The 4,090-nt window shown below is 76.0% G+C and carries 2 protein-coding genes; both read left to right on the top strand.

What is annotated here, in order from left to right:
- The first annotated feature begins 153 nt into the window (after positions 1-153).
- A complete protein-coding gene (locus tag OP86_RS32160) occupies positions 154-642 on the top strand; it encodes a hypothetical protein (RefSeq protein ID WP_030056138.1) in 489 nt (162 codons plus the stop codon).
- Between the two features lie 27 nt (positions 643-669).
- Positions 670-3,576 (top strand): toxin glutamine deamidase domain-containing protein, encoded by a 2,907-nt coding sequence (locus OP86_RS34180; protein WP_051831160.1) that lies wholly within the window; start codon positions 670-672, stop codon positions 3,574-3,576.
- Positions 3,577-4,090: the final 514 nt, after the last annotated feature.

Below are 4,090 nucleotides of genomic sequence, written 5' to 3'. Positions count from 1 at the left end.
GACCACCGAGATCTACACTAGATCGCTCGTCGGCAGCGTCAGATGTGTATAAGAGACAGGGGTGAAGGCGGGGTGAAGAGGTCCGTCGGGCGCTGCGGGCGGGCCCCGGAGCGTGCCTAGGATGGCGGCCGGTCCGCTACGGGAGGTACGGGGATGGCAGGCGGCAGCACCGGGGCGTCCGACCGCGCGGGTGGGGAGTTCGTCCTCAAGCCGTGGGAACTGCACGGCGAGGGGCGGGAGTTCGAGAAGCTCGGCGGAGAGCTGGCGAAGGCCGTCACCGCCCTGGAACGGGACCTCACCGCGCTCGGCGCCCCCTGGGGCGCGGATCAGCCGGGCAGTGGCTTCGCCGCCGTGTACGGTCCGGCCCACGGCGAACTCGTGGGCGGGCTACGGGGGTTGGCCGGACGGGTCGGGAAGGTCGGGACCGGGCTGCACGCGATGGCCGAGCGCACGACGGACACGGACACCTCGGCGGCGACCGGGTTCGGCGCGGGGTCGGGTATCGGGACGGGGGCGGGTATCGGGACGGGGTCCGGGGCGGGGGTCGGGCCCGAGGGCGCCCCGGTGACGCCCGCGGTCTACCGGACGGCGGGGGCAACCCCCGGGACGGCGACCGCCGTCCCCAAGGACATGTCGGTCTGACGGACCAGGCTCGAAGGGGGAAGGCGCGTGTCCCGGAAACTGCCCGAGGAACTGGTCCCGGTACTGGCCAGGACCGGCCACCAGTGGCCACAGGCCGACGAGGAGGGCCTGCGCAAGGCGGCCGGGGTCTGGCGCGAGTTCGGCAAGGAGGCCGACCGCCTCACCCGCCGCTGCGGTGAATCCGTCCAGCGCGTCACCGCCGACAACTCCGGACACGCGGTCGAGGCCTTCGGCGCGTACTGGCAGACCTTCAGCGGGAGCGGCAAGGGCCACCTGGACGACGCGCACACCGCGGTCGGGCTGGTCGCCGGGGCCTTCGACACGGCCGCGCGGGCCGTGGACACCTGCAAGGCCGAGATCGTCGCGACGCTGCAGCAACTCGCCGCCGAGCTCAAGCAGGCCGAGGAACAGGCGGCCAAGGCCAAGGAGGCGGCCGGCAAGGTCGCCGACCAGGTGGCGACGTCGTCGTCGGCGGCGACGTCGGCGGCGACGTCGGAGGCGGCGGATGGTGGTTCGGGAGCGGGGCCGAGCGGGGTGGTCGGCGGGGTGGAGAAGGCCGTCGGCGGCCTCGCGTCCAAGGTGAAGAACGCCGCCACCGCACAGGTCGCCGAAGGCGTGGCGGCCGTCGCCGTCGAGGCCGCGGCGCTGAAGATCGGCGGCCTGCTCGCCGAACTCGGCCGCGGCATGAAGGACGCCCTCGCCACCGCGCTCAAGGAGCCGGCCGCCGTCGCCCTCCTCCGGCTCGGCACCGCACCGGCGACGGGCATCACCGCCGCCTCGTACCGCACCGGCGCCTTCGACCCGACCGCCGCCGGACTGCCCGCCGCCCTCCGCGAACCCGGCGTGCTCGGCGCGGACGGCTCCGGGCTGGTGCTGCTCGCCGGGAAGGACGGCAAGCCGCTGGTCGGCGTGCCGGGGCTCACCGTCAAACTCGACGAGCACGGGCAGCCCGTCCTCGGTCAGGACGGCCGACCGGTCATCCTCCGCGCCGACGGCAGCCAGGTGGCCGACGCCTCCGGGCTGCTGGTCGTCCCGGGGCCGGACGGCAGACCGGTCGTCGGGGTGGCCGACCTCGCCGTCCGGCTGGACGGGCACGGGCAGCCGGTGCTCACCGGCTCGGACGGCAAGGAGGTCCGCGGACTGCCGCTTGCCGGACTGCCGCTCGCCGGGCTGACGGCGGCGACGGACGGGCCGGTCGGGCCGATCGGGCCGGGTGCGGCGGACGGGAAAGCCGTCGACGCCGAGGCCGCGCCGGGGAAGCAGGACCCGAATGCGCCCGGCGGGGTGACCATGGCCTCGGCCGTCGTGGCGGACCCGGGTTCGGTCGTGGGCGGGGCCGCGGGTGGGGCGGATGCTGCCGTCGCCGCGAGTGCGCACTCCGGGGCGGTGCCCTCCGGGGCCCCGTACGCCACCGGCGGCTGGCAGGGGCAGCACCGGGCGGTCGCCGCCGCCGACTGGTCGCCGCCGGCGCGGGACGACGGGGCGTCGGCGCGGTCCGTTGCCGCACCGGCCCGCCAGGGCGGCGGGTCGGCGGGCTGGTCGGACGGGGACTACCCGCTCCAGGCACCGGCGGCCCCGACGGCATCGGCGCACGGCGGGGGCGGGGGTGGCGGGGGTGTGCCGGTGACCGTACGGACGGACTCGGTGAACGTGCTGGCGCCGCCTGCGCCGCCTGCGCCGCCTGCGCCGCCTGCGCCGTCCGGGCCCTCCGCGTCACCCGGCCCTGCCGCCGGGCCGTCGTCCAACGGCTCCCCGTACGGGACCGCGCCGGACGCGCCGGTGGTCCGGTCGGTCGGAGTGGCCGGGCCGTTCGGGACGCCGGCGTACGGGGGCGGGTACCCGGTGGCCGGCACGGTCGGCGCCGTCGGCACCGTCGGGCCGGGGCCGCTCGCCGGCGGGGGCGGCGGGGCTGCGCACGTGGCGGCGCCGTTCGGCAGCGGTGTCGGGGCGGGCGCGCCCAGTGGCGTCGTGGGTGGCGGGGTGGGTGCCGCCGGGCCGCAGCCCGGCGTCGAACCCCGGCCGGGAGCGGCCGTACCCCGTACCCCGGTCGGAGCCGCGCCGCAGCCCGTCACCGGTCCGCCGACCGCCCACGCCGTACCGCCGGCACCGGCCGCACCGGTCGCACCGCCGATCGTCGGCACCACACCGGTGATCGGCCGACCTGAGCAGCACTCCGCGGACGCCCGCCGCCGGGACACCGCCGCGACCGTCGCCGACCCCACCCTCGCCTGGGGCGCCGTCCCGGTCGCGACCGCCCACGCGATGGCCCTCCAACTCGCCCTGCGCGCCCGGCGCGGAACCCACCCGGACGACCCGGCCGCCCGACTGCGCAGCATCGCCGACAGCCGCCCGTACGGCCTGCCGGGCGGGCTCGCCCCGGTCGACCCGCAGCACCAGGCGGAACTCGAACGCCGCGCGCCCCGCGACGAGGACGGGCTGCCCGTCCGCCACCCCGACCCGGCGGTCGGCGGCTGGACGGAGGCCGTCAACGACGGCGGCTACCGCGAACCGGGGCGGGCCAACAACAGCCTGGAGATCGCCCTGTCCGCCGTCGAGTGCCACACCGGTCGCCCGACCTGCGCGGCCCCGCGCATCCCCACCGAGGGCGACGCCGGCGAACGCGGCGGCCGCGACCGCGCCGAACGCGAACTCGGCGCCCCCTTCCGGGACCTGGGCGACGGCGGCCAGGCCTTCGACCGCCTCGCCGAGGACCTCCGCCGCGCCGGCCACGGCTCCCAGGCCGTCCTCCTCACCCGCGACCCCTTCGGCCGTCCCCACGCCTGGAACGCGGTCAACCACCAGGACACCGTCACCTACCTCGACCACCAACTCGCCCGCCAGGGCCCCACCCCCCTCCACCCCGCTACCCACGGCCTCTGGGCCATCGCCCTCACCCCCGAAGGCCGCCCCCTCGACCTGGCCCCCACCGGCTGACCCCAAGCTGCGCAGGAAGTCGACCAAGCCGACTTCCTGCGCAGCCCCCTCCGGAGGGTGGGAGGAATATGTAGACCGACCGTCATATTCCTCCCTTGGGGCAGGGCGGGGGCGGTGCACGAAAAGTCGGCCAGGCCGACTTTCGGTGCATGGTCGGCTGGGTGCCCAGCGGGTATGTAGACCGACCGTCATATTCGCTCGTTCGGGAAGGGTGGGGCTGCGCGCAAGAAGTCGGCCAGGTCGACTTCCTGCGCCGGGGTGGAACTGGGCCCGGATGAATACGTAGACCGACCGTCATATTCGGGTCCTCGGGAAGGGGCGGTGTGCGCGAGAAGTCGGCTGGGCCGACTTCCTGTGCGGCGGGGTGCGGGGGATCGGATGGCCCGGTGGATATGTAGACCGGTCTACATATTCGTGCTCGGGGCGGGGACTGGCGGGCCGCATGGGAAGTCGAGGGGGCTGTCTCTTATACACATCTCCGAGCCCACGAGACAGGCAGAAATCTCGTATGCCG

Origin of the sequence: Streptomyces novaecaesareae, assembly GCF_000716875.1 — a bacterium.
Classification (GTDB): domain Bacteria; phylum Actinomycetota; class Actinomycetes; order Streptomycetales; family Streptomycetaceae; genus Kitasatospora; species Kitasatospora novaecaesareae.
The sequence above is the reverse complement of the archived record's forward strand: the minus strand, read 5'-3'. Positions and strand labels throughout refer to the sequence as shown.